Annotated in this window: 16 protein-coding genes; 11 read left to right on the forward strand and 5 right to left on the reverse strand. The window is 67.4% G+C overall.

All coding sequences use genetic code 11. The annotated features are described in order from the left end of the window. Positions 1-2: 2 nt before the first annotated feature. Entirely contained in the window at positions 3-1,253 is a 1,251-nt protein-coding gene (locus tag ACWEWT_RS22755) for an erythromycin esterase family protein (RefSeq protein WP_452561740.1), read from the forward strand. Positions 1,254-1,295: 42 nt separating this feature from the next. Further along, on the forward strand, positions 1,296-1,961 hold the full coding sequence (locus ACWEWT_RS22760) for a class I SAM-dependent methyltransferase (RefSeq protein WP_452561742.1): 666 nt from the start codon (positions 1,296-1,298) through the stop codon (positions 1,959-1,961). A gap of 22 nt (positions 1,962-1,983) precedes the next feature. Here the strand turns inward: ACWEWT_RS22760 and ACWEWT_RS22765 are convergent, their stop codons facing one another. Continuing rightward, positions 1,984-2,583, reverse strand: coding sequence for an alpha/beta hydrolase family protein (locus ACWEWT_RS22765; RefSeq protein ID WP_452561743.1), 600 nt, complete (start codon positions 2,581-2,583; stop codon positions 1,984-1,986). A 287-nt stretch (positions 2,584-2,870) separates the two neighbouring features. Here ACWEWT_RS22765 and ACWEWT_RS22770 point away from each other — a divergent pair, with 287 nt between their 5' ends. From ACWEWT_RS22770 to ACWEWT_RS22780, 3 genes are all read left to right on the forward strand, one after another. Next, on the forward strand, positions 2,871-4,706 hold the full coding sequence (locus ACWEWT_RS22770; protein ID WP_452561830.1) for an acyl-CoA dehydrogenase: 1,836 nt from the start codon (positions 2,871-2,873) through the stop codon (positions 4,704-4,706). 164 nt (positions 4,707-4,870) lie between these two features. Further along, positions 4,871-5,212 (forward strand): hypothetical protein, encoded by a 342-nt coding sequence (locus tag ACWEWT_RS22775; protein ID WP_452561744.1) that lies wholly within the window; start codon positions 4,871-4,873, stop codon positions 5,210-5,212. Between the two features lie 169 nt (positions 5,213-5,381). Beyond that, positions 5,382-6,473, forward strand: a complete 1,092-nt coding sequence (locus tag ACWEWT_RS22780) for a DUF4185 domain-containing protein (protein ID WP_452561745.1) — start codon at positions 5,382-5,384, stop codon at positions 6,471-6,473. A 98-nt stretch (positions 6,474-6,571) separates the two neighbouring features. On the opposite strand, the gene ACWEWT_RS22785 is transcribed toward ACWEWT_RS22780, so the two are convergent. Continuing rightward, positions 6,572-8,773: a VanW family protein gene (locus ACWEWT_RS22785; RefSeq protein ID WP_452561747.1), complete on the reverse strand. Its 2,202-nt coding sequence runs from the start codon at positions 8,771-8,773 to the stop codon at positions 6,572-6,574. Positions 8,774-9,508: 735 nt separating this feature from the next. On the opposite strand from ACWEWT_RS22785, the gene gnd reads away from it, so the two are divergent. Next, positions 9,509-10,540 carry a phosphogluconate dehydrogenase (NAD(+)-dependent, decarboxylating) gene (gnd, locus tag ACWEWT_RS22790; protein WP_452561748.1) on the forward strand — a complete coding sequence of 344 codons (1,032 nt, stop codon included), beginning with the start codon at positions 9,509-9,511 and terminating at the stop codon, positions 10,538-10,540. Positions 10,541-10,848: 308 nt separating this feature from the next. Here the strand turns inward: gnd and ACWEWT_RS22795 are convergent, their stop codons facing one another. Then, the gene (locus ACWEWT_RS22795; protein WP_452561750.1) at positions 10,849-12,141 is read right to left on the reverse strand and encodes an acetyl-CoA C-acetyltransferase; all 1,293 of its coding nucleotides are present in this window, start codon (positions 12,139-12,141) and stop codon (positions 10,849-10,851) included. Between the two features lie 287 nt (positions 12,142-12,428). Between ACWEWT_RS22795 and ACWEWT_RS22800 the strand changes: the two genes are divergently transcribed. From ACWEWT_RS22800 to ACWEWT_RS22820, 5 genes are all read left to right on the forward strand, one after another. Next, a complete protein-coding gene (locus ACWEWT_RS22800) occupies positions 12,429-13,787 on the forward strand; it encodes a 3-oxoacyl-ACP reductase (RefSeq protein ID WP_452561752.1) in 1,359 nt (452 codons plus the stop codon). Then, positions 13,787-14,653: a MaoC family dehydratase gene (locus ACWEWT_RS22805; protein ID WP_452561832.1), complete on the forward strand. Its 867-nt coding sequence runs from the start codon at positions 13,787-13,789 to the stop codon at positions 14,651-14,653. The genes ACWEWT_RS22800 and ACWEWT_RS22805 overlap by 1 nt, the downstream gene beginning before the upstream one ends. A 492-nt stretch (positions 14,654-15,145) precedes the next feature. Continuing rightward, on the forward strand, positions 15,146-16,174 hold the full coding sequence (locus tag ACWEWT_RS22810; RefSeq protein WP_452561754.1) for a hypothetical protein: 1,029 nt from the start codon (positions 15,146-15,148) through the stop codon (positions 16,172-16,174). 467 nt (positions 16,175-16,641) lie between these two features. Continuing rightward, positions 16,642-17,202 carry a flavoprotein gene (locus ACWEWT_RS22815; protein WP_452561755.1) on the forward strand — a complete coding sequence of 187 codons (561 nt, stop codon included), beginning with the start codon at positions 16,642-16,644 and terminating at the stop codon, positions 17,200-17,202. Between the two features lie 84 nt (positions 17,203-17,286). Next, complete coding sequence (locus tag ACWEWT_RS22820; protein WP_452561843.1) at positions 17,287-17,733, forward strand: hypothetical protein; 447 nt, start codon at positions 17,287-17,289, stop codon at positions 17,731-17,733. On the opposite strand, the gene ACWEWT_RS22825 is transcribed toward ACWEWT_RS22820, so the two are convergent. Beyond that, complete coding sequence (locus ACWEWT_RS22825) at positions 17,623-17,976, reverse strand: DUF6915 family protein (RefSeq protein ID WP_452561756.1); 354 nt, start codon at positions 17,974-17,976, stop codon at positions 17,623-17,625. The two genes, ACWEWT_RS22820 and ACWEWT_RS22825, sit on opposite strands and share 111 nt — an antisense overlap. Positions 17,977-18,044: 68 nt before the next feature. After that, positions 18,045-19,466 carry an ATP-binding protein gene (locus ACWEWT_RS22830; protein ID WP_452561758.1) on the reverse strand — a complete coding sequence of 474 codons (1,422 nt, stop codon included), beginning with the start codon at positions 19,464-19,466 and terminating at the stop codon, positions 18,045-18,047. Between the last annotated feature and the right edge of the window lie 97 nt (positions 19,467-19,563).

The raw sequence follows: 19,563 nt of genomic DNA on the forward strand, positions 1-19,563 counted from the left end.
ACGTGACCATCACCTCCGCCTCGACCGGCGCCACCGAAGCGGTGCACGAGTGGCTGCGCAGCGCGGCGCAGCCCATACTCGGCACCGATGCCGCCGATACCGGACCGGACCTGCGGAAACTGACCGATCGTCTGGCCACGGCCGCGGTGGCCGGAATCGGCGAATCCACCCGCTTCTCCCGGCAGACCTACGGCGTGCGCGACCGGATCTTCCGGATACTGGTCACCGAACACGGTTTCCGGACCCTGGCCGTCCAGGACAGCGCCCGATCCGGTGCCCGGCTCGATGCCTACGTGCGCACCGGAGGCGATCCGTACGCGGCCCTCGCCGGTGCGTGGCGGCCCCTGCGTACCGGTGAAACCGTCGCCACCCTCGAATGGATCCGCGCGTACAACCTCGCGCACCCGGACGATCCGGTGGGCGTGATGGGCGTGCAACCTCCGGCGGCCGAACCGGCCGACTACGACGCGGTGCTCGCCTTCGCCCGCCGCTGGGCACCCACCCGGCTGACCGAACTGGAAACGCATCTGGCACCGATCCGCACCGCGCACCGCATCGACGAGCACGTCCAGCGCCACCGAGGCATACATCCCGGACGCCCGTTCGCCGAGGACGCCCACGACGCGCTCGCACTGCTGGAATCGCTACCGGCCGATACCGGCCCGGCCGGCGAATTCGCCGCCGCCCACACACTCCTGCGCTCGATCGTGGCCTTCCACGAGCACAGCGTGGCCGGACGTGGCAGTTTCGGCGGCGGCGAACCGGCCTCCGCGCAACTCCTGATCGACCATTACGAACGTACCGGCGCCCGGATCGTCTACTGGGACGGTATCGGCCACACAGCAGCCGCCGGCCCCGCGGTCGCCGGCGGCGCGACGGAGCGGACGCATACCGAAGGCAGCCATCTGCGCGCTTATTTCGGCTCCGCGTATCGGTCGGTGGGGATAGGTTTCCACCACGGCGACCTCGGCGTCGTGCATGCGCCCGCGCCACAGCCCGACCTCGTCGACGCCACCTTCGGCACCGTCGATCTGCCGGCCTGGTTCGTCGACCTCGGCGGCGAACTGCCCGCCGCGGTCCGCGCCTGGGCCACGGCACCCGCCCGGCTCCGGGTGATCGGCGGTGTATACGACCCGGACCGGGACGACGAAGCGCTCTTCCGGGTGCAGTCGCTGCGCGCCGCCTTCGACACACTGGTCCACATCCGTGAAACCACACCGGTGCGCTGGCTGCCCGAAGCCGACGCGGGCTGAAGCCGCGCGCCCGGCCCCGGCCGCCTCCATACACTTGGCCGTATGAAGGCGGCCGAATGGGATGCGCGCTACGTGCAGAGCGAACTGGTGTGGGGTGCACCCCCGAACAACACGGTGGTGGAGTTCGTACACGGCCTGGAGCGGCGCGTACCACGCCTGCCGGGCCCCGACGGCGAGATTCCCGAACTGCCGCGTGCGCTGGATCTGGCCTGCGGAGAAGGACGGAACGCGCTGTGGCTGGCCACGCACGGCTGGCGGGTACACGGGATCGATTTCTCGCAGGTCGGTATCGACAAGGGACGGACGGTGGCCACCCGGCTGACCCGGTCGATCCGGGAACGGATCACCTGGCAGTGCGATGATCTCACCGATCCCGGGCTCGAGATCGGCGGCCCGTGGGAACTGATCCTGCTGGTGTTCCTACATCTACCGGCCGACGAGCGTCGGCGGCTGCTGCACCGGGCCGCCGATGCGCTCGCCCCCGGCGGGATGCTGCTCGTACTCGGCCATCACAGCGATAATCCGGCCCGCGGGTACGGGGGTCCGCAGGATCCGGCGATCCTGTTCACGCCCGAGGAGGTGGTGGCGGATCTGGGTACCGGGACCGGGCTCGATATCGAGACGGCCCGGGAGGTGCTGCGCCCGACCGAGGGCGGAGACGCGATCGACGCCCTGGTGGTGGCGCGGAAACCCGTTCCGGGACAGTAGGCGGCCCGGAATCCGGGCCCGGTCACGAACCCCAGCGGCGGAACCAGGGCGCGAGGGTTTCGGCGATGGTGTCGAAACCTTTCCGGAAGGAATGCGGCTGGCCGGGTATCACCCGTACCTCGGCCGCGTCGGCGGCGTCCGGGATACCGAACGGGTCGCTGCCGCCGTTGATCACCACCACCTCGGCAGCGCCGGCGGCGAGCAGTTCGTCGCGCCGGGACTTCTCCGGTTTACCGGGTGGGTGCAGCGGAAACGATACGGCGACCACACCGCGCGCACCGAGCTCGACCGCCGTCCGGCAGGCCACTCGCGCTCCGTTGCTGCGCCCACCCTGTACCAGCGGCAGTTCCGGCCCGATCCGCGCGCGCAGCGCGGCGGTCAGTTCCACCCAGGCGCGGTCCTGGGGCTCGGGTTTGCCGGGTGCGCGGCGCCCGGCGACGCGGTACGGCTGCCGGACCCGGGCGACCACCCCACCGGCGGCGAGCGCCGTATCGCGGACGGTCAGGATATCGGCGGAGTCCACACCGCCGCCCGCGCCGTGGGTGAAGACCAGCAGGAACGCCGGAGTATCCGGGTAGTCGATCTCGGCCTCCGCGGGCCCTGAGTCCGTCTCGATCCGCACGCCTCACCCTAACGGGCACAGCCCGGCGGAGACCGTCGGCGCCCACCGCGAGATCACCCTCCCGAACAGCCGAGACCGATCCGAAACCGCTGGTGAGGGGCTGCCGCCTGTTCCGCGCGTCACAAAGCGGCGCCGCACCGTTGCCGACTGCCTTACCCGCCAGTAATATAATCAATAAGTTACCCGCGAGTAGCCTGCCGTTATGCGTCAGCTACCCGACGGCAACCGACGGGCGGGAACGGTATGAACACCGACCGCACCCGACTCAACGGAGAGTGAGTATCACAATGGGTCACTACAAGAGCAACGTCCGCGACCTGGAGTTCAACCTCTTCGAGGTACTCGGCCTGGGCAGCATCCTGGAATCCGGCGCGTACGGCGATCTCGACGCCGACACCGTCAAGGAGATGCTGAACGAGGTCCGCCGGCTGGCCGAGGGCCCGCTCGGTGAATCCTTCGCCGACGCCGACCGCAACCCCCCGGTCTTCGACCCCGAAACTCATACAGTCTCCATCCCCGAATCCTTCAAGAAGAGCTACCGCACCCTGCAGGACGGCGGCTGGGACTCCTACGCCGTCGATCCCGAGCTCGGCGGTATCGCCTTCCCCCGCGCCGCCTACTGGGCCATCGGCGAACTGGTCCTGGGCGCCCAGCCCGCGGCCTTCATGTACGCCGCCGGCCCCGGCTTCGCCAACATCTTCTACAACAACGCCACCGAAGAGCAGAAGAAGTGGGCCGAGATCGCCGTCGAGCAGGGCTGGGGTGCCACCATGGTGCTCACCGAACCCGACGCCGGTTCCGATGTGGGTGCCGGCCGCACCAAGGCGGTCCGGCAGGAGGACGGGTCCTGGCATATCGAGGGCGTGAAACGCTTCATCACCTCGGCCGACTCCGACGACCTGTTCCCGAACATCATGCATCTGGTACTCGCCCGCCCCGAGGGCGCGGGTCCGGGTACCAAGGGCCTGTCGCTGTTCTTCGTACCGAAGTTCCACTTCGACCACGAGACCGGCGAGCTGGGCGAACGCAACGGCGTCTTCGTCACCAATGTCGAGCACAAGATGGGCCTGAAGGTCTCGGCCACCTGTGAGGTCACCTTCGGCGGCCACGGTGTGCCCGCCCAGGGCTGGCTCGTCGGCGAGGTCCACCAGGGCATCGCGCAGATGTTCGAGGTCATCGAACACGCGCGGATGATGGTCGGTACCAAGGCGATCGCCACCCTGTCGACCGGCTACCTGAACGCACTGGAATACGCCAAGCAGCGCGTCCAGGGTGCGGACCTGACCAAGATGGCCGATAAGACCGCGCCGCGTGTCGCCATCACCAACCACCCGGACGTGCGTCGCAGCCTCGCCACCCAGAAGGCGTACGCGGAGGGCCTGCGCGCGGTATACCTCTACACCGCCGCCCACCAGGACGCCGATATCGCGGCCGCCGTCTCCGGCGCGGACGCCGATACCGCCGCCCGCGTCAACGACCTGCTGCTGCCGATCGTCAAGGGTGTGGGTTCGGAGCGGGCCTACCAGTACCTCACCGAATCGTTGCAGACCCTGGGTGGTTCCGGGTTCCTGCAGGACTACCCGATCGAGCAGTACATCCGCGACGCCAAGATCGACTCGCTGTACGAGGGCACCACCGCCATCCAGGCGCAGGACTTCTTCTTCCGCAAGATCGCCCGCGATCGCGGCGTGGCCCTGGCACATGTGGCCGGCCAGATCCAGAAGTTCATCGACTCCGAGGCGGGCAACGGCCGCCTCAAGGGCGAGCGGAAACTGCTGGCGACCGCGCTCGAAGATGTCCAGGCCATGGCGGCCACCCTCACCGGACACCTGATGGGCGCGCAGGAGCAGACCGACGAGCTCTACAAGGTGGGCCTCGGTTCGGTCCGCTTCCTGCTCTCGGTCGGTGACCTGCTCATCGGCTGGCAGCTGCTGCGGCACGCCGAGATCGCCGGTAAGGCCCTCGACGCCGGCGCCGAAGGCGCGGACAAGAACTTCTACCAGGGCAAGGTCGCCGTGGCACAGTTCTTCGCCCGCAATATCCTGCCGGAACTGACCGCCACGCGTACCGTCCTGTCCAACCTCGACAACGACATCATGGAGCTGGACGAAGCAGCGTTCTGAGGCTTCGACCCGGCACACTCACGCCGCGAGCGGCCCGGATTTTCCGGGCCGCTCGCGGCGTTCCGGGCCGGCCTGGTCATTGCGGGTAACTCCCACTTCTCGATCCCCTCCCAATGGCGGCAACAGCGGCGGCCCCGGTACCCGAACTCTGTCACTCTGAATCGGTGGCCACCGGCGGCGGTTCCTTCCAATACATCAATACAGCCGTGCAGAACATGTGCCTCCGGATCGGCGCGGCCGGCAAGCAGATCGGTGAGCTCGGGCACCACAACCTCGGCGAATTCGTACATCGGCTGCGACGAACAGAATTCCCCGGTCACGGCCGAATCGCCGGACGGGGTGAAATGCGTGATGGTCGTGACGGCCGAGGTGCACAAGCGACGCCGCCACGCGGACCGCTGGTGGGAAGCACATTGCCGGATATCGTGCCTGCGGGGGCGGACATACTGGTGAACCCCTCGGGGCCGGCGCAATTCAGGCTCCGGACCGCAGCGCTACGAATATGACGGATCGATCGGACCGGTTACGATCCCCGCACTTCGCCGGCGATCCGCACGACAGGCACGTCCACCGGTGGCGGCGAATCACGCACCCCGACCGGCCCGCCGCCCGGCGATGATCATGGCAAGATGGGCCATCGAACCGCCGCCGTGCCGCCCAGCAGGAGGACATCGAATGACTCACCGCCCGCTGTCCGTCCTGGTGCGTACCGGGGTCGCCGGTGCCGTCGCCGCGCTCGTTCTGGCAGGCCCGGCTGTCGCGGATCCGAACAATGTGAATCCGATCCCCGGTATCAACGGCGAACCCCGCGGGTTGCCCCGGCTGCCGGGCGATACCCAGGCCGTCTTCCAGGTGACCGGTCTGGACAGCCCCAACAAGACCCAGCAGATCAACGTGCTCGGCACGGATCTCGGTGTCATGTGGGACGACGGTGCCGGCACCATGCTCACGGCGTTCGGTGATTCGGCGGGGCTGGGGGTGCCGAATCTGCTGGCCGGCAGTGTGTGGGCGTGGACCAGTAATGCGCTGTTCTTCAGCCACACCAAGGATCCGGCGCAGGGCATCTTCTTCGACGGCGCGGTCCCCAATCCGCTGCCGAGCCCGAAGATCCCGGGTATCGAGATCAGCTTGATCCCGACCGCCGGTATCGCGGTGGGCGGGGTGCAGTACATGAGCATGATGTCGGTGAAGGAATGGGGTGACCACGGTCTGTGGAACACCAACTTCTCCACCCTCGCGGCGTCCGGCGACGGCGGGCGGACCTGGGCCCAGCTGCCGAACACGCGCCGGGCGAATGTGGACGGGCACGAACGGTTCCAGCAGAACGCCTTCGTGAAGGACGACGGGTTCGTATACCGGTACGGCACTCCGGCCGGGCGTAACCATCCCGGGTACGTATCGCGGGTACGCGAACCCGATATCGCGAATCTGGACGCCTACGAGTACTGGGACGGTCACGGCTGGAAACCGAACGACGCCAAGGCTTCCGTGCCGGTGGTCGACGGGGTGGCCGAGCTGTCCGTGCAGTGGAACGACCATCTGCGCAAATTCGTGATGACGACGACCGACCCGTTCAACTCGGTGGTGCTGCGCACCGCGGATTCGCCCGAGGGGCCGTGGAGCGCTCCCCGGGTGTTGCTGGAGGCGGGTGCGCTGCCCACGGCCTACGCGCCGATGATCTTCCCTTACCAGACGGGCAGCGACCTGTACTTCTTGCTCACGGTCCACCGCCAGTACAACGTGCTGCTCATGCGGACCCCGCTGTAAGGCACACACCGGCACAAACGACACCGCCCGCCCCGACGATCGGGGCGGGCGTTTCGGTATCGGATCCGCGGCCGGCTCGGCCGGGCGGTGTCGCTGTGTCAGCGAGACCCCGGGCGGCCGGGCCGGCCGGTGGTCGTCGGACTACTGCTGGGCCGGCTGCCGCCGCTCGGTTCGTCCGCGGATTCCTCCGGCTTCTTGTCCGGTGATTCGCATTCGACCTCGGGTACCGGGTCGTACTTCACGGTGCGGGTGTGCCGGGAAACCTCCGCGCCGGTATTGATATCGGTGATCACCCGGGTGTCGGAGATGGTGAAACCCGGCGCACCCGTCGAGGCGATACAGTCGTCGCCCTCGGGCAGCTTGATGGTTTCCGGTTCGGTCGGCTTGGTCTTGTCCCCGGTGATGGACTCCACGTTCACCGTTTTGGTGCCCCAGATACGGACCGTCACATCGGAGCTGTCCGCGACCGCTTGGATGTATATGCCGTGTGGAGTGTTGTTGCGGAACTGCAGATCGATGGCGCCGTCGAACACGGTCGCTTCCCGGGCCGCCGGGTAGCGGGAGATGTAATAGCTGTGTTCGGTGTGGCCGGCGTCCTCCAGGCCCGCGAAATAGGCGGCGTTGTAGAGGGTCGTGGCGAACTGGCTGATCCCGCCGCCGACGGCTTTGCTGGGGCGACCGTGGTCGATGATGCCGGATTCCACATAACCCTCGGCAGCGGTCCGCGGACCGGTATGGGTGTTGAGCGAGAAGGTGTCACCCGGTTTGACGACCGCGCCGTCGACCTCCTGCGCGACCGTACGGATGTTCACCCCGGACGGACCGGTGAAACCACTGGTGGTGAACTCGCCCATCGTCTCGGTGATACCGAGCGCCTCGGCGGCCTGGGTGGTGAGCTTCGGTTCGATCCGCTCGTAGATACCGGGCGTGGTGCGCTGCGCGCCGGCCGCGGCGAGCATGGCGGGCAACTGTTCCAGCGATTTCGCCCAATTGATCTTGTCGCCGACCACGGCCGGGACGACCGTGGGCGCACCGGAGAAGGTGAAGGTCGCGTCCTCGGGTTCGACCTCGGTCGAGGCGAGTTGCGGCGCGAGTAGATCGGTGGCCACCTTGTGGTCGAACTCGACCCGCAGCCCCCCGTGCCCGTCGGGTACGAAGCCGACGATGGTGGCGATCTGCTCCGGACTCAGGGTGGCGTTCGCCGCCCCTTTACCGGTGTAGACGATCGGCGCGCTCACCGCGGGCTCGGCGATCTGGTGCATCGCCTGATCGATGGCGTCCTGGCGGACGGCGGGCGGCGCGGTGGCGACGGGCAGATCCAGCGTGCTCGCGGTCGCCCACTGTTCGGTGAGAACGGTGCGGGCGGCGGGCAGGTCCAGAACACGTCCGGACGTGGGATTCACCTCGACCGGACGGGTGCCCTCGAAATGGATACCGCCTTCGACCGGCGGCTGGTCGTGCACCTTCAATTCCTCGAAAGTGCTGTTCAGCGCGGCTTCGTCGACCGAGCTGGCCACCGTGACCTTACGCGTGGCGACGAACGACAGCAGGCGGGAGGCCGGGTTGAGCGGCTGACCGCCGATTCGCTCCCAGGTCGCCTCCCAGTCGACTCCGAGACCGGCCGCTGAGGGCACCAGCTCGGTCTGTACATCGGCGATCTTCACCGGGACGACCGCGCCGGCGCGCGGATCGAGTGTCTCCTGCAGCTTCGCGCGAGCGTCCGCTTCGTCCATCCCACCGATGGCGACCCCGGCGACCTCGACCCCGCGCGGGATCTTGCCGGAGGTCATCGCCAGGTCGGCGATATATCCGACGAGCGCGACACCGAAGGCGATAGCGGCGACCAGCAGTACGCGCCGGGCGTTCGCGGAATCCCGCAGCCAGGTGCGGGCGGCCGAGAAGCGGCCCTCGTCGTCGCCACCCCCGCCGGTACCGCGGCCACGGCCCGGGCCGCGCGGCGGGTCGGGCGGACCGGATTCACCCTGCGACAGGATATCGGCGCTGGTCGGGTTGTTGGGATGGCCGGGCCAGGAGGACGGGCCCCCGGCGAGCCGCTGGTTCAGCGCGGTCGAATCGAAGACCTCTGTCGGCGCGTCGTCGGGGTCCGAATCGGCGAAGGTGGCGGGCACCGACGCGGCCGTGGGCAACGGGAACTGCTGGGTGGCGTAATCGGGGCCGGCCGGGTCGCTCGGGCCGGGGCCGGCGGGCCCGGACGGGCGGGGACCGCCGGGGGTGTCGGGTCCGCTGGGCCGAGCCGGACCGCCGGAACCACCGGACGGCCCGGGGCCGGGCGAACGCACAGGACCCGTCGCCGGGGCTGATCCGGGGCCGCCGGGCCCGGGCATCCCGGGAGCGGCCGGGCCCCGACCGGCCGGCCGCGGTTCCGCGGCCGGCCGGGAGACCTCCGGGGTGTGCGGCGAGGTTTGGGGAGGGGCGGTGCCGGAAACAGAACCCGATGACGGTTGGGCCGGATCCGGCTGTTCCTGCTGCGATCCATCTCCACCGGCGCTGGGGTTCAGCCAGGAGCTGCCGCCCCGCCAGCCGGACACGACTTCGCCGACCGGTCCGGTCTGGTCGGGTGGCTGCTGTCCCTGCTGGACACGGCCGGTATCGAGCAGCTGACGTAGGCCGCCGTCGATCGGCTGTGGACGGCCGGAATCGCGTCTGTCACCTCGGTCGGTGTTCGATTCGCTGCTCACGAACCGTCCTCCCCAATCGGTACTTCGGGGACTCGCGGGTGCGAGCCTTCGCCAACGATAGTTGTCCGAACTGTAATCTTCAGTGCCGGATCGATCACAGCTGCGCCATCGGCTACCCAGCGACGTCCCAGTTGGGACATATCGCCCGAACCGAACCCCGGACAGCAAAGTGGCCCCGTGCAGTCGCCGGGTCGGGGGTCAGGCGAATGCACGGAGCCGACCGGTATATCGGTACCGCGCACAGGTCGTTACACATCGAGGTGCGGGATTTTCTCGCCGGGCGGGCACAATCGGTGACGACCTGCGATACGGACTCCTATCAGAAGGAGACGCGAGATGCAGTTGGGCATGATCGGGCTGGGCCGGATGGGCGCCAATATCGTGCGACGGATCGTCGCGGCCGGGCATACCGCGGTGGGGTGCGAACGCCACGCCGATGTGATCGCCGACCTCACCACCGAACTCGGCGCGGGCTTCCGGGGGAGCACCGATCTGGCGGAGTTCGTGGCCGATCTCGACACCCCCAGGGTGGTGTGGGTGATGATCCCGGCCGGGCTCACCGGCGCCACGGTCGATCAACTGGCGCGGCTGCTGGAACCCGGCGATATCGTCATCGACGGCGGTAACAGCCGGTACCACGACGATATCGCCCGCGCCGCGCAACTGGCTCCGCTCGGTATCCACTACCTCGATATCGGGACCTCCGGCGGTGTGTTCGGGCGTGCGCGCGGATTCTGCCTGATGATCGGGGGCGAGGCAGAACCGGTGCGGTACGTGGAACCCCTGCTGCGAGCCATCGCCCCCGGAGTCTCGGCCGCACCGCGGACGCCGGGCCGGACCGGGGATCCCGGCCCGGCCGAACAGGGATACCTGCACTGCGGGCCCGCGGGGGCCGGTCATCTCGTGAAAATGGTGCACAACGGGATCGAGTACGGCATCATGGCGGCCTACGCGGAGGGTCTCAACATCCTGCACAAGGCCGATTACGGCAATCGGGCCGGTAGCCGGTACTCCGCGGAGGAGACCCCGCTCGAACATCCCGAGTACTACCGGTACAACATCGATATCCCGGAGGTCGCCGAAGTGTGGCGGCGCGGATCGGTGGTGGCGTCCTGGCTGCTGGACCTGACCGCGGCACAACTGCACGCCGACCCGGATCTGGATTCCTTCGGCGGCCGCGTCTCCGATTCCGGAGAGGGCCGCTGGACCCTCGACGCGGCGGTGGATATCGGCGTACCGGCACCGGTGCTCTCGGCGGCGCTGTTCCAGCGCTTCGCCTCGCGCGGAGAATCCGCCTACGCGGACAAAGCGCTCTCCGCCATGCGGGAGGCCTTCGGCGGGCATCACGAACTACCCGGCTCGGGCTAGGTCCGGCAGATCCTTCGCCCGCGAACCCGCCGACTGCCGGGTTCACCCGTCGACCGGGTCGCCCGAGCGGCCGGTACAGCCGGCGGATACCGCCCGGACCGTCCCGTTCGGACGTTTCCGCCGCGTATGGAAACCCGACGTATTCGTGCTCGACGTCCCCGCTGGAAGGGGGAAAGTGGATGGACGAGTATCCGACAGCCGAGTGCGGAGGTGCCCCGACCTTCTCGATCGGGGCACCTCCTGTCCCCTGGCAGTCCGTCTCGGCTACGGGCGCTTCCCTCACCCGCCGGACGGACCCGTCGTACGGCTCAGCGCTCCAGAATGGCTACCACACCCTGGCCACCCGCGGCGCAGATCGAGATGAGCGCGCGGCCCGACCCCTTCTCCGCCAGCTGTTTGGCGGCCTGGGCGACGATCCGGCCACCGGTCGCGGCGAACGGGTGCCCGGCGGCCAGCGAGGAGCCGTTGACGTTCAGTTTGGTGCGATCGATCGAGCCCAGGGCCCCGTCGAGACCGAGGCGCTCCTTGCAGTACTGGTCGGACTCCCAGGCCTGCAGGGTGGCCAGGACCACCGAGGCGAAGGCCTCGTGGATCTCGTAGAAATCGAAATCCTGCAGGGTGAGGCCGTTGCGGGCGAGCAGCCGCGGTACCGCGTAGGTGGGGGCCATGAGCAGGCCGTCGGGGCCGTGGATGTAATCGACCGCGGCGACTTCGCTGTCCACCAGATGCGCGAGTACCGGCAGCTTGCGCTCGGCCGCCCATTCGTCGCTGGACAGCAGCACGGCCGACGCACCGTCGGTGAGCGGCGTGGAGTTGCCCGCGGTCATGGTGGCGTCGCCCAGTTTCACGCCGAAGACCGGCTTCAGCGTGCCCAGCTTCTCGAGCGAGGAGTTCGGGCGCAGATTGTCGTCGCGGGTCAGCCCGAGGAACGGGGTCACCAGATCGTCGAAGAAACCGCGCTCGTAGGCGGCGGCCATATTCTTGTGCGACAGGTAGGCGAGTTCGTCCTGCGCGTCGCGGGCGACGCCGAATTCCTTGGCCGTGACGGCGGCGTGCTCACCCATGGAGAGACCGGTGCGGGGTTCGGCATTGCGCGGGATCTCGATCCCGACCATGCCCGGCCGCAGCTGGCCCACCAGTTTGAGCCGCTCGGCGTTGGTCCGGGCCCGGTTGATGTTCAGCATCCACTCCCGCATCCGCTCGCTGACCCCGATGGGCGCGTCGGATGTGGTGTCGGTGCCGCCACCGACACCCACCTCGATCCGGCCGGCCGCGATGGCATCGCCGACGGTGACGACGGCCTGCAGGCCGGTGCCGCAGGCCAGCTGCAGATCGTGGGCGGGGGTGTAGGGGCTGAGCCGGCTGCCGAGCACGCTCTCCCGGATCATGCCGTGTTCGCCGACCCGTTTGAGGACGGCGCCGCCGGCGACCATGCCCAGCCGTTCGGACTGCAGGCCGAATCGGCTCACCAGTCCGTCCAGGGTGGCGGTGAACATGTCCTGGTTGGAGGCGTGGGCGTAGGCCTTGTCGGAACGCGCGAACGGGATGCGGTTACCGCCGAGGATGGCTACCGGACGGGTCGTGCGGGATGTGGTGGTCACTCGGGTCTCCCAGGTTGTCGAGTTGGCGAGAGGGTCGGGTGCTCCGGGCCCGGACCGCGGCTCCCCGCCACGGCGTCCGACGCCCGCCCGCGCTCGGTTTACGATAAACTTACTCCGGAGTAAGTTCAATGTCGACACCGCTCCCGGCGACTGTGCGCCGCCCGGCTTCCGGACACTGCGCATCGCGCAGGTCAGGTCCGGCGAGCCGGCGCGACGGGTACCGGAACGAGCGGTATCGGGGACTACCTGTACCGACACCACATCGAGCAACAGAAAAGGTGGGAACTGTGGCAGCCAAGAGCAAGGGTGCACCCAACCTCTACGGATCGTTCGTCAATTCCGCGCCGGGCGGGTTCCTCGCGAACAAGCTGGGTCTGCCGAAACCGGAGAAACTGCGGCGCTACGTGGCCGGCGAACCGGCACTGCCCGGACCGGTGCTGCTGGGCGGTAAAGGCCGTATCGCCGAACCACTGCGGGCACTGCTGGCCGACGACTACACCTTCGCCGATTCCCTCACCACGGGAACCAGATACGGCGCCCTGGTCTTCGACGCCACCGGTATCGGCAGCATCGAGGATCTGTCGCAGCTGTTCGAGTTCTTCCAGCCCGCGATGCGCAGTATCGCCCCGTCGGGCCGGGTGCTCGTCGTCGGCACCACCCCCGAACTCGCCGGCGGAGTAGACGGTCAGATCGCCCAGCGGGCGCTCGAGGGCTTCACCCGGTCCGTGGGTAAGGAACTGTTGCGCGGCGCCACCGCGCAACTGGTGTACCTGCACCCCGACGCCTCACCCGCCGCCACCGGCCTCGCCTCCACACTGCGTTTCGTCCTGTCCGCCAAATCGGCATTCGTGGACGGCCAGGTGATCCGGGTCGGTAAGGACGACGCGGTCGCCCCGGCGAACTGGGACAAACCCCTCGACGGCAAGGTCGCCGTGGTGACCGGCGCCGCGCGCGGTATCGGCGCCACCATCGCCGAGGTCTTCGCCCGGGACGGCGCGAAGGTCATCGTCGCCGATATCCCGGCCGCCGGTGAAGCACTCGCCGAGACCGCCGACAAGGTGGGCGCCACCGCGCTGGCACTGGATGTCACCGCACCCGACGCCGCCGATCGGCTGGCCGAATTCGCCACCGAACGTTTCGGCGGTATCGACATCATCGTGCACAACGCCGGGATCACCCGGGACAAACTGCTGGCCAATATGGACGAGGGCCGCTGGAACGCCGTACTGAACGTCAATCTCGCCGCGCCGCACCGGATCACCCAGGGCCTGGTGGCCGCGGGTGCGCTGAAGGAAGGCGGCCGGGTCGTCGACGTCTCCTCCATCGCGGGTATCGCGGGTAACCGCGGGCAGACCAACTACGGCGCCTCCAAGGCCGGGGTCATCGGCATGGTGAACGCCGAAGCGCCGGAACTCGCCGCCAAGGGCATCACCATCAACGCCGTGGCCCCCGGATTCATCGAAACCGCCATGACCGCCGCGATCCCGCTGGCCACCCGTGAAGGCGGCCGGCTGATGGCCTCGCTGAACCAGGGCGGCCAGACCGTGGACGTCGCCGAAACCATCGCCTACTTCGCCAGCCCGGCGTCGAACGCGGTGAACGGCAATATCGTCCGCGTCTGCGGCCAGAGCATGATCGGCGCGTGATGACGGAGACCATCACCCTCGACGCGCCGCCGAAGAACGGCAGCCTGTATGTGAAGGCAGCGCTCGGCGCCGTCCCGCTACCGCTGGTGTCGAACCGGAAGTCGACGATCCCGGACCGCGAGGTCCGGCTCGACGGTTTCCGGGTGGACCCGGACCATCTGGCCGCCTACTGCGCGGCCACCGGCCTGCGCTTCGGCGACACCCTGCCGCTGACCTACCCGTTCATCGTCACCTTCCCGCTGGTGATGAAACTCGTGGTGCAGCGCGATTTCCCGTTCGTGGCGGTCGGCGCGGTACACGCCGAGAACCTCATCGAACGCACCCGCGAGATCTCGCTGAGCGAACCGCTCGATATCACCGCGCATATCGAGAACCTGCGCGAACACCCGAAAGGTCTGCTGGTCGACGCGATCAGCGAGATCCGGGTCGGCCGGGAACTGGTGTGGCGGCAGGTCACCACCTTCCTGCACCAGCAGAAGACGTCGCTGTCGGGTGGCCCCAAACCCGAACCGAAACCGGACGAGGTACCGCCGCCCCCGCTGCGGACGCTGAAGGTGGATCAGCAGACGATCACCCGCTATGCGAACGCCTCGGGCGACCAGAACCCGATCCACACCTCGGCATTGGGTGCCAAGGCGTTCGGGTTTCCGCGGGCCATCGCGCACGGGATGTGGTCGGCGGCGACCATTCTCGGCACGCTCGAGGGCCGGGTTCCGGACAAGGCTTCCTACGCTGTGAAATTCGGCAAACCGATCCTGCTGCCGTCCACCGTCAACGTGTACGCCGACCAGGTCGAACAGGGCTGGGATCTGGCGCTGAAGCACCCGAAGAAGGGCTACCCGCACCTCACCGCGACCCTGCGCTGAGCCGCTCGGGGCCTACGTGCGAACCCCGTTCCGAAACTCTCCGGAACGGGGTTTCCCAACCCCCCCATAGCCTGGTATTCACGACCTGAGCGCAGAGATTCTCCGGTTCAGTGACCAGGGCAAGCGCCTGGATGCCGATGGTGCCCGAAGGCGGCCCCCGGAATCGGTGTTCCGGGGGCCGCCTTCGTTCATGTCTCACATCTCGCGAGCTCGACGTCCGGGCTCACAGTTCGTCAGCACGACAGAAAGTACACATCCGTTCCGTCGCGCTCCCGAATGTTCCGGGCGGGAGTGTGGTTCGGGCGAGAAGATTTGACGGCAGGGCACACCGGCCGTGCGACATCAGCGCTGCTCGAAGCCACCGCACGGTTCGATCGTGGATATGGAACGTCGGCGCGGTCGCGGAACCTATCGGGCCCCAACTGGTATTGCAGGGGTTCACGTGCTCGTAGGCTAGGTGCCGGTAGCACTCCCCCTTCAGGAGAACTTGTCGTGAGCAACCCGATTCGCCTTGCCGCTGCGGGCGACGATGCCGTCGTTCTCCGGGACGCGGCCCGGCAGTACCTCCACACCGTGGCCCGGTCCCGTGGCGAGGAGTACGGCGTGGAATGGGCCTGGAACTCCTTCGGCCTGTGGACGCCTCCAGAGGAAGCATCCACAAGGTTCGAGGAGATGCAATGGATCTTCGGGGACTGCAGCCCCGAAGACCCCGTAACCGTCGAGATTCTCTGGAAAAGCCGGCACGATGCCACACCGGCTTGGTACCGCATGTACATCGTGGAGACCCTGCCCGACCGGCCTCGGCCGGCGATGCGCGGTTTCTGGGCGAACCCGGCGACCGACTCGGTGGAACTCGATGATGTGGTTGCAGTGCGACCCTCGATCAAAGGCTTGCCACTGAGCTGTACCGGGGTAGATAGTCCGCAGTTCAACCCCTCGACGATGCGCGCGAGCATCGATCCGGAGAACCTCCTACCCGAGCTCACCATTACCCCGCCGGAAGCAGCAGCGCTGGTCGACCTCTATCTCCACCTCGAGAGTCATCGAGTCGGGCCACTGTGGACCACCATCGATGCACAAGCAGTGGCGACCCGCGACCGGCTTCTCGATATCGTCAGCACCACGGCCGCAGCCGGCATACGCACCGAAATCAACATCGCAGTCGCAGTCCGCGACACCTCACTGACACAGTGCACGCATCACCTCTTCGACCCACCACCGGCCTACACCGATATCAACGAAACACGGACAATCGGCCTTCACGAAGTCGCACACACCCACACCGACGGGACCGTGAGTCTGGAGAAGCACGGGCACCAGCATCTGCGGGCGGTCCTGAGCTGCCTGGCCCTGTACGGGGGAACCATCCACCTGGCCACTGTCCCCCTCGAAGATGCCGCGGTGCCGGTAGCCACCGAAGTCCTCTACCGGGTCCATTACGACTGGCGGTGCGAACTCGTCGAAAACGCCGAGCAGCGGGACCTGAACAGCATGATCGCCACCCGCGGCCGCCCCCACTGACCCGAGCGGCGATGCGGGCAGCGTCCCGTGCCGGAAACCATGGCTCGCTCGCCCAGGTGCGCGGTCACGCAGGCTGCACCACCGACTGCTGTCACGGGACACATCCAGGCCCACTACCGGGGTGAGCCTCACCGAATCCACCTGATGCGTCACATCGCCGGCCGTGCTTCGATCCGAGCAACTGGATTGCGCTACCGGAATTCCTGCACCACTTCGATGCGGCCGATGATGTGGCGGTTGAACTCTTCGAGTTCCTCGGCGGACACCCACAGTTCGAGGATCGTTTGCCCGCCTGCCCGGCGAATGGGATACCTGGCCGCGAAGTCTCCAGAGGAAACGTCGAGCCTCGACAGAGGCCAAAGCGTCGATCATCACCTGGACCTCGACACTCCCACGAGGTGTATGTCGTAGTTCGACTGATGGTTGGCTACGGCACCACACCGACGCGCTGCTGACACCATGGGGCCATGAACGATCAGGGAAAGCCCGTCCTGTACGCCATCGTGACCGGTTCGTCCGCCGCGCGGAATATCGGCGAACTCGTCGACCTGGCCCAAGCGGACGGCTGGGATGTGTGCGTGATCGCTTCCCCGGACGGGCGCCGGTTCATCGACCCTGCCGTGCTCGAAACCAAGACCGGGCATATCGTGCGCAGCCAGTACAAGGAACCGGGCACCCCCGATGTGCTTCCCCCGGCCGACGCGATGATCGTGGCCCCGATCACCTGCAACTCAGTGGCGAAGTGGGCGGCCGGAATATCCGACACCCTCCCGCTCGGCCTGCTGGTCGAAGCAGTCGGCAAGGGGTTGCCTGTCGTAGCTGTGCCGTTCTCGAACCGGGCACAGATCAGCTTTCCCGCTGTGCAGGACGCCATCCGTAAGCTCTCCGGCTGGGGTGTGACCATGCTCGTCGATGAGGTCTACGAACAGCCCGAACCGGGCACCGGCGAACGGTATATCGACCGCTTCCCGTGGGAAATGGCCTGGCGCGCGGCACTCGATCACCCGAGACTCTCGATATCGAGCTGACCATCGACGGTTCGACGTGAACCGTTCGATCCCTCTTCGGCTCACGGAGAGAGATCCTGTTTCCGGGACACGCCAGCGTCAATCGTGTTCGTAGAACTCGACGTCGAAACCCACGCGGGTGGCGATCACCTGCGCGGGGTCGCCGAAGTGCTCCAGCAAGTCGGTTTCGTGCGCACCATCGATGATTGCCGCGTCGAAAGCATTCATGGCGGTGAACAGCGCGTCGCTGATCTGCGGATACTCCGCTGCATTCCGTTGACTCCGATCATCGGCGGACCTGATCAGCCAGATATCTATGCAGCCGTCCTCGTCGACGGCACCCTCGTCGACCTCGTCGATCCGGAAACCGACATTGTCGGCGCTGAACTCGCAGGGTTCACCGTCATTGAAGTACGGCGTGTACTGCTCCCATCGAATCGACTACACCTCCGGGAAGGCGAAGACCGCGTCGAGGGCAGCGATGAAATCGGTCAATGGTTTCTGCTCGACCGGTGCGGTGTCGTACCCGGACTCTTCATCGGCCGGCCATAACTCATCGACCAGCGAGCTGTGCGCCATCCACGGACCGTGCGAATTGTGCCGGTACTGACGATGGGTCACGTCACCGACGATCGATTTGAAAGCATCTATCCACTCGTGAATGGCGATGTAATCGTCGGGGGAGCCACCGAAGTGTCGCGCGGATGCTTCGGCGTGCAGCCATGATTGAGCCATCGAACTCCTCGGTTCGAGCATTCCCGACCCCGCCTGGGACGGTGCGCAGGATTGTGCCATGCCGGGGTGACAGGTCCGGGTGAATCAGGTAGCTGCGGTATCGATCTCGGGTTCCGCGGTCGGATTCGTCAGGCCCAGGCTGTGAGCAGTTCGTCCGGTGTCAGCACTCGCACGCCCGCCGTCGAGCCGCCCGCCCGCGCTACCGCCAGCATCGGGGTATCGGCATCGGCGCCCGGTAGTTGTGACCGGTGGGTGACGAGAGCGGCGAGATCTCGCTGATCGAACGGCTTCTGCTCGAGCCATTTCACCGATCCCACACAGGTGATCCGTTTCGCTATCGGGCCCCGATCGGCGGCGACGATATCTATCTCCGGGTTGTTCGTTCGTGTCCAGTAACCGCCGACCGCTCCCGTCTCCTCGGGCAGGTACCTGTCCGCAGCCCGCCATAGCGCATCCCGGATCACCGGCTCCACGGCCCGGCCCCGCCACGATGTCCAACCGGTCCGGATCGCCTCGAGCACACGATCGCCCCGGCCGCGTTCTATGGCGGCCATACCGGGACCGAGGAAGTACAGCCAGAACCGCAGATACGAATCTTCCACGCGGTAGCGGGTTTCCCTGCTCGCCCGCACCGACAGCGGCCGCTCGGCCGCCACCATGCGCCGCTCGGTGAGCATCCCCAGTGACCGAGTGACCGAGGTCGGGGGCAGGTCTCCGGCCGCCCGGCCGATCAGACTGAAAGTCCGCTCACCGTGACCGATGGCGCCGAGAACTGTGCGTGCCTGCACTTCGCTGGGGAATTCCGCGGCCAGTGCCCGTTCGGCGCTGACCAGCAACGCCGAGGTGGGACGGCGGAGTGCGTAGTCGAGGTAATCCCACAGCCCCGCCCCGCGCGGCCATTCCCCGAGAACGAGGGGCAAACCGCCGCTCACGAGGTACGCGTCGAATGCATCGGCCGGAGACAGGTCGAGCATGGTTGCGACATCGTGCGGATTCATCGGTGGCACAACCATTTCGGTGCCGCGTTGATAGAAGGGCCGCCCGTAGGTGTTGAGCTTCTCCATCATCGCGATATCGGATCCGATGAGCACCAGCAGCACCGGCAGCTTCGACAGGGTTCGGTCGAACATCTTCTGCAAGGTGCCTTCGAACGCCCGATCCTCCCGCACCAGATAGGGCATTTCGTCCAGCACGACAACGCTCGGACGATCCGTGGGCAACACGGTGGCGAGCAGGTCGAACGCGGCCCGCCACGTCTTCGGTGCCGCGAACTCCGTCACGCTTTCGCCGCCGGGCAGCCCCGAATCGGCGATCTCCGAAACGAATCCCGCCAGATCCTCGTCACGAGACCCACCCACCGCCGTGAAGAAGACGTGCGGTACCCGCGCCCGCTCCAGAAACTCCTCGACGAGCCGCGACTTCCCCACCCGCCTACGCCCCCGGATCAGTACCGCTCGGCCGGGCCGACCCGACCGGCCGCCCCGGCGCACCGACTCGAGCTGTTCATCGAGAAGGGCAAGTTCCGCGCGTCGCCCGATAAACCCGTCCAACCCGGCCTCCCATAGCCCGAGATACTATCGCTGATGAGAGTATCTCATATGAAACTATCATCAATGATAGTTACTGGGCCGCAGCGGCTCGTCGTCA

The sequence above is a fragment of the Nocardia sp. NPDC003963 genome (assembly GCF_053605105.1).